Here is a 7222-nt window from a genome sequence, read left to right on the forward strand (position 1 = left end):
AGATTAACTTCTATTCTTCAAAAAATCTTCTGCCCGTTCCAAGTCTTGCGGCGTATCAATTCCAATAGTTTCCACTTCACTGATACCTACCTTTATTTTGTATCCGTTCTCCAGCCAGCGAAGCTGCTCCAAAGATTCGGCCAACTCCAAAGAAGACTGTGGAAGCATGGTAATCTCTTTCAGCACCTCTGTACGATAAGCATACAATCCGATGTGCTTGTAGTAGGTATGTCCCTTCAACCAGTCCTGTTTCTCGGCATTACGCTGATAAGGAATGATAGAACGGCTGAAATAAAGTGCATTCCAGTTCTTGTTGACTACCACTTTCGGTGAATTCACGTTTTCCAGTACGGCAAACGGTTCATCGGCAGTAAAAGGCTTCACCAATGTAGCAATCTGCGTGGTTACATCCTCGAAGCAAGCCTTTACCGCATCCAGTTGTGAAGGCTGAATAAAAGGCTCATCTCCTTGTATATTCACTACGACGTCAAAATCACCTCCAATCTTGGTACAAGCTTCATAACAACGATCCGTACCACTTTTATGGTGAACGGAAGTCATCACAACCTTTCCCCCGAACGCCTTAACGGCAGCTTCAATGCGTTCATCATCCGTAGCTACATAGGCGTCATCTAAAACGCCTGCCACCTGTTCGTATACACGTTGTATGACTGTTTTTCCGCCTAACATAGCCAACGGTTTCGCAGGAAAACGAGTGGATGCATAGCGGGCAGGTATAATTCCAAGAAATTTCATCTACTTAATAAATAATGAAGAATGGAAAGCTGATAATGACTGTTGTATATATCCCCTTTGCCAATCTTCCGGTTTTAATATTTTGTTATCATATAAAAGCATGTCAATATCCAGACATACTTTTTCCTCTTTCTTATCCTCCGGACGACGCCCGGACCTCTGTTCTATATCTTTCAGCATTTTCCTCACCGTCTCTTCATCCTTATCGGAATAGAACAGAGCCACTTGGTTGGAAAACAGAGCCGGATTCTTAAAAAACAAAGGTTTAGTTTCCAGTTCGGGAGCAAAACAAATAGAAGAGAACGATTCAGTCAACTTCTGTCTGGCAAAAGTCAGGTTCTCTTTCCTATTGTAATTACTCCCTATGCAAACAATATACTTGTGCACTTCTTTAATTGAACAGATCGTCCAGTCCTCTTTCTTCCACTTCGCCATCAGGAGTTTCCGAACCGGCACACGGGTCAAATCCTTCAGGAAGTTTGAATCTCTCCTGCTGGTCATATCCTAAAGTCGGGTCATCATATACTTTCTTCATATACATCGCCCAGATAGGCAAAGCTGCAGCAGCCCCCTGTCCATAGGTCATTCTACCGAAGTGAATATCACGTTCGTCCCCTCCTACCCAACAACCGGATACCAGTGAAGGAGTAAATCCCATAAACCAGGCATCGGAGTTATCATTGGTCGTTCCTGTTTTTCCACCCATATCGGCGGTAATTCCATATCGACGAACACGTCCACCCGTTCCCTCATTGATAACGGCACGCAGCATAACCAGCATCTTGTAAGTGCTCGACGCGCTTATCACTTCTTCCATTTGCGGTGCAAAAGTAGAAATGACATTGCCATCACTATCCTCAATGCGAGTAACGAACAATGGAGCCACCCGGATTCCCTTATTGGCAAAAGCCGTGTATGCGCTGACCATTTCACCGACAGAAATTTCACAAGGTCCCAGACAAAGTGAAACCACCGGATCAATTGCTTTATTGCGTACACCGAAACTATGGATCAAGCGTACCAAATCATACGGATTCAGCTTACCCATCAGGTATGCAGAAATCCAGTTATCGGAGTTTGCCAATCCCCATTTCAGAGTCACCATTTCTCCATAACGCTTATCATTTGCATTACGTGGTGTCCAGGGAGTCCCATTCTCATCAATCAAAGTCTGCTCTACGTGGCGTGCCTGGTCGCAAGGAGAAAATCCGTTCTCCATTGCCAATGTATATAAATACGGTTTAATAGTAGAACCTACCTGACGACGTCCCACCATCGCCATATCATACTGGAAGTATACATAATTCGGTCCACCCACATAAGCCTTCACGTGTCCGTTTGCCGGATCCATTGACATAAATCCTGTCCGCAAGAAAGATTTATAGTAGCGGATTGAATCCATCGGTGTCATAATCGTATCTTTATCACCCTTCCAGGAAAAGACAGTCATTTCTTCCGGTGTATCGAACGCCTTACGAATCTGTTGTTCCGAAGCTCCCGCCTCTTTCATGAGGCGATAACGTTCCGTTTGTTTCATTGCTTTCGTCAACAACTCTTCCACTCGTTTTTCCGGCAGTGATCTTGCATACGGGGCATTCTTACTTCCCTCTTTTTCCTTGAAGAATACAGGTTGCAGATAATCACCCAAATGCTCTTTTACAGCATCTTCGGCATACTGCTGCATACGTGAATTGATAGTTGTATAAATCTTCAATCCATCTGTATAGATGTTATAATTTGTACCGTCTTTCTTCTTGTTTTTCGCACACCAGCCATATAACGGGTTAGTTTCCCAAGCGATAGAATCCTCATAGAATTTCTGCATTTGCCAACCACGATAATCACTTCTTACCGGTTTCGGTGCTGTCATGACGCCACGGAGATATTCGCGGAAATAAGTAGCCAGTCCCTCTTTGTGGTCAACACGGTTATATGTCAGTTTCAACGGAAGAGCCTGCAAAGAATCACATTCTGCATCTGTGATATATCCGGCTTTACGCATCTGCTCGAGCACCACATTACGACGGCCACGGGAACGTTCGTTGAAACGAACCGGATTGTAGAGTGACGGATTCTTACACATACCCACCAACGTAGCTGCTTCTTCAACCTTCAAGTCCTTCGGTTCACAGCCAAAATAGGTATATGCAGCAGTTTTGATACCAACAGCATTATTCAGAAAATCAAATTTATTGAGATACATACTCAATATTTCCTCTTTGGTGTAGTAACGTTCAAGTTTCACTGCAATCACCCATTCAATCGGTTTTTGGAAAAGACGCTGAAGTGTATTTCTCGCCACATTTTCCGTAAACAACTGTTTAGCTAGCTGTTGCGACAAGGTACTACCTCCACCTGCATTTTTCTGAAACATCAAACCACGTTTCACAAACGCACGGAACAACGCTTTAGCATCAATCCCGGAATGCTCGACAAAACGAACATCTTCCGTTGCAATAAGAGCATTGATAATGCTGGGTGACAAATCCTTGTAAGCCGTGTATACCCGGTTTTCCTTGCTGTAAGACCATGTACCAAGCACTTTCTCATCTTCAGAAAAAATCTCCGTTGCAAATTTATAGCTCGGATTCTCAAGTTCCTCTACAGGAGGCATATAGCCAATCCAACCCTTTGAGATAGAGACAAAGATGACAACAATAGCCAACACAACGACTGCCAAAAATATCCAAAGAGCTTTTATTATTTTTCGAATCATGTTTTTTCTCGCTTAAAATGACGCATTTAATTGAGATGCAAAGGTAGATAAAATCCGCTATTCAGCCAACGAGTTTGATTAGATTTTCTATTTTGTTAAAATATAGAGCGATACTCCTAACAAATAGCACGAAACAAAAAGAAAGAACGTTTGTTTGGGAAAATAGCGGAAAGAAAGTATCTTTGTATACACTTATTCAAAGTGCATTCATATAAAAGACATTAATTATGAAATATGTATCATCAGACAGGAAGTTGTTACCTTATGGTATGATGAACTTCGAGGACATCCGTTTGGATAATTATTATTACGTGGATAAAACCTCTTACATCCCCTTGATAGAGCAATCAGATCGTTTTTTCTTTTTTATCCGCCCGCGCCGATTCGGAAAAAGTCTGACTTTGAATATGCTTCAACATTATTATGATGTACGTGCCAAAGAAAAGTTTGACGCTTTGTTTGGCGATCTTTATATTGGAAAGCATCCCACAAAGGATCGCAATAGCTATCTGGTAATAAAATTAAATTTCTCGGGAATAAGTGGAGATTTACACAGCTACCGCAAAGGTCTGGACGAACATTGCAGAATCGTATTTGACTATTTCTGCGACGTTTATGCTGACTACTTACCTGAAGGAATCAAAGAAAAAATGGACGAAAAAGACGGAGCCGTCAGCCAATTCGAATATCTGTTTACGGAGTGCGCCCGTGTCAATCAAAAGATTTATCTCTTCATTGATGAATACGACCATTTCACCAATACAATACTCTCTGATGTCGACAGCTTAAACCGTTACACTGATGAGACACACAAAGAAGGTTATTTACGTGCTTTTTTCAATAAAATAAAATCCGGCACAGACTCCAGTATTAAACGTTGCTTCATCACAGGTGTCAGTCCCGTGACAATGGATGACTTGACCAGCGGCTTCAATATCGGCACCAATTACTCGCTTTCATCAGAATTCAACGAACTGATGGGATTCACAGAAAGTGAGGTTCGCGAAATGTTAACTTATTATTCTAACACAGGACACTTCAACCATACCATCGATGAATTGATAGAAATTATGAAACCGTGGTATGATAATTACTGCTTTGCACAAGAATGTTATGGTCGAACCACTATGTATAATTCCAACATGGTACTTTATTTCGTCAAAAACTACATTCGATATGGTGAAATACCGAAAGATATGGTAGAAGACAACATCCGTATTGACTACGAAAAATTGCGTATGCTCATCCGCAAAGATAAAGAGTTTGCGCACGATGCTTCCATCATACAGACTTTAGTAAGCCAAGGATACATCACTGGAGAAGTGAAGAAAGGATTTCCAGCCGCCAGTATCATTGATCCGGACAATTTCATAAGCTTACTCTATTATTTTGGCATGCTTACTATTAGTGGCACACATGAAGGAAAGTGCAAACTCACCATTCCCAATCAGGTAGTTCGCGAACAACTTTACACCTATTTGTTGAACACTTACAATGAAGCCAACTTAAGCTTTAGCAATTATGAGAAAAATGAATTATCCAGTTCGCTCGCTTATCGAGGTACCTGGAAAGCTTATTTTGACTACATAGCTGATTGCCTGAAACGCTACGCCTCCCAACGCGACAAGCAAAAAGGAGAATTTTTCGTACATGGTTTCACGCTAGCCATGACTGCACAAAACCGGTTCTACCGCCCTATTTCGGAAGCAGATACACAAGAAGGATATGCTGACATCTTCTTATCTCCATTATTAGATATTTATCCGGATATGAAACACAGCTACATAATCGAGTTGAAATATGCTAAATACAAAGACCCCGAAAATCGTGTGGATGAATTACGATTAGAAGGTATCGCTCAAACCAACCGTTATGCTGATACAGATACAGTAAAAAATGCTATTGGCACCACACAGTTGCATAAGATTGTTGTAGTATATAAAGGAATGGAAATGAGAGTATGCGAAGAAGTGTAGCTCTCTTATTATATCTAAACACAAACAGGCGGGATTTCTCCCGCCTGTTATTCATTCATAAATATACCTATTTATAAGATAATCAATTACAACGTTGCTGCCTGCACACCAACCACTCCGGCAATCGCACCGGCAACAGCAATAATCACTTTCAAAATAATACTCCACGTTTTTTTCATAGACATTTCTTTTTTTAAATTAAACACTAAATGAACACTCTAACCGTCAGCTATTAATCAACAAGACATTAAGCTGCGGGATCCGGTGCCTCTCCGCTACCGCCACCTTCATCTCCGCCACCTTCGCCTTCATCCGGTTTCTCGGGATCTTCCGGAGATACAGTAACGCTAATTTTCTTCAGATATTCATCCAGACTGATCAGATCTAACTTCTCATCTGCACGGGTAGCAGTTTTGGTGACACGCAACTCTTTATTAGCTTGGAAAAAGATACGAACACTATCCACACTCTTAGCATTAATATCCTTCGCCAACTCCGCACCCTTGGAACGGGCAGTCAACATAAACACACCCAAACCTTCGATATTCACAGACTTACCTTCCAACAACTGCTCCTTCATTTTTTCCACAAAATTCTGGATTACACTCTTGATGTCACCGATAGACAGCGAAGAACGATCCTGCATTTTCTGTGCAATATATTTCAGGTTGACGGACTGACCTAAAGTGATCAGATGCGGATAATACCTCTTAGGAGAATTGGGAACACGCGGATCTGTTGGTCGCGTAATGACTTTGTAAATTACACTCATACTACGTTTTTTTAAAGATTTAAATTCAAGTTTATTTATTCACCTTTTGTTGATCAACAATGCAAAGGTGAAACTTTTATTCCGGATAGAAAAGAAAAAAGCTCCTTGCGGAGCTATTTTCATTTACCTAAGTATATAACAAACTATAAATCAACAACATAATCAGCATTCTATAATCTCCCAGTCCCCAATCGTACACCGTTCGCTATCAAAACTGACAGCCACCTTTACGACAGGCAATCCACATAAAGCAAAGCGTTCCGGATAATTCTTCAAATCAATTTGCTCCATCGCTTCACCAGCACTTTTATCCAATTTCAGTTCCATCACATACAATGTAGTCTTCGTACGAAGTACTATATCTACCCGTCCACGAGGAGTACGAACCTCCACATCCACGTAATATCCCAACAAACTGAATATGATATAAAAGACCTGCTGATAGTGTCCTTCGAACCTTGTATTGTCGCAGTAAGGAATCGTAGACAGAAATTCCTGCAAACGGTGTAAAGCAGCATCCATATCACCATTCTGAATATCATAAAAAAGATAAGCTACCATGGTAGTTGCTTCAGGTGTCTTGTTATTTACATAATAAGGAAGAAGGCTCTCCATAAGTCCCAGCCTTACTTCTTTATTGGGAATATCCAGCGTATAAAGATCTAGCATCTTATTATAATCCTTAATAGTGATATAACCACTTTGGTATAATAAAGGCACTGCATCAGTCATCGTTTCAGTAGGAGCATCGAAAACTGAAGATTTCAGCTGTCTACGTCCAATTTCGGAAGGTTTCACACCGAATTTATCCAACATCTTAACCAGATATGTAGGAGTACCGCTACCAAACCAATAAGATCCAAATTTTCCATCAGCAAAAGCATTTAGCAAACTAAAAGGATTATATATATCGGGCGAAGGAGATGTGAAATGATAACCATCATAATTTTCTTTCAATTTCATCAAAGCCTCTTCAGGTGTTATCTCCAATTTCTTTGCCAA

At 41.0% G+C, this 7222-nt stretch carries 7 protein-coding genes; 1 reads left to right on the forward strand and 6 read right to left on the reverse strand.

Annotated elements, in window-relative coordinates; all coding sequences use genetic code 11:
* Positions 1-3: 3 nt before the first annotated feature.
* From kdsB to I2I13_RS23255, 3 genes are read right to left on the reverse strand one after another with little or no spacing between them, the layout of a single operon-like run.
* The gene (kdsB, locus tag I2I13_RS23245; protein ID WP_195650664.1) at positions 4-756 is read right to left on the reverse strand and encodes a 3-deoxy-manno-octulosonate cytidylyltransferase; all 753 of its coding nucleotides are present in this window, start codon (positions 754-756) and stop codon (positions 4-6) included.
* On the reverse strand, positions 757-1143 hold the full coding sequence (locus tag I2I13_RS23250; RefSeq protein WP_148367554.1) for a 2-amino-4-hydroxy-6-hydroxymethyldihydropteridine diphosphokinase: 387 nt from the start codon (positions 1141-1143) through the stop codon (positions 757-759).
* 4 nt (positions 1144-1147) lie between these two features.
* Positions 1148-3472, reverse strand: a complete 2325-nt coding sequence (locus I2I13_RS23255; protein WP_122138474.1) for a transglycosylase domain-containing protein — start codon at positions 3470-3472, stop codon at positions 1148-1150.
* A 227-nt stretch (positions 3473-3699) separates the two neighbouring features.
* On the opposite strand from I2I13_RS23255, the gene I2I13_RS23260 reads away from it, so the two are divergent.
* Positions 3700-5448, forward strand: coding sequence for an AAA family ATPase (locus tag I2I13_RS23260; RefSeq protein WP_195650665.1), 1749 nt, complete (start codon positions 3700-3702; stop codon positions 5446-5448).
* Between the two features lie 86 nt (positions 5449-5534).
* Here I2I13_RS23260 and I2I13_RS23265 read toward each other — a convergent pair whose 3' ends face one another.
* The 3 genes from I2I13_RS23265 to I2I13_RS23275 form a co-directional block, all read right to left on the reverse strand.
* The gene (locus tag I2I13_RS23265; protein WP_004295819.1) at positions 5535-5627 is read right to left on the reverse strand and encodes a smalltalk protein; all 93 of its coding nucleotides are present in this window, start codon (positions 5625-5627) and stop codon (positions 5535-5537) included.
* A gap of 68 nt (positions 5628-5695) precedes the next feature.
* A complete protein-coding gene (locus I2I13_RS23270) occupies positions 5696-6220 on the reverse strand; it encodes an HU family DNA-binding protein (RefSeq protein ID WP_004295818.1) in 525 nt (174 codons plus the stop codon).
* A 162-nt stretch (positions 6221-6382) separates the two neighbouring features.
* A partial coding sequence (locus I2I13_RS23275; RefSeq protein WP_195650666.1) for a PD-(D/E)XK nuclease domain-containing protein occupies positions 6383-7222 on the reverse strand: 840 nt, incomplete at its 5' end.

The organism is Bacteroides sp. D55t1_190419_B8, assembly GCF_015558905.1.
Lineage (GTDB): Bacteria > Bacteroidota > Bacteroidia > Bacteroidales > Bacteroidaceae > Bacteroides > Bacteroides vicugnae.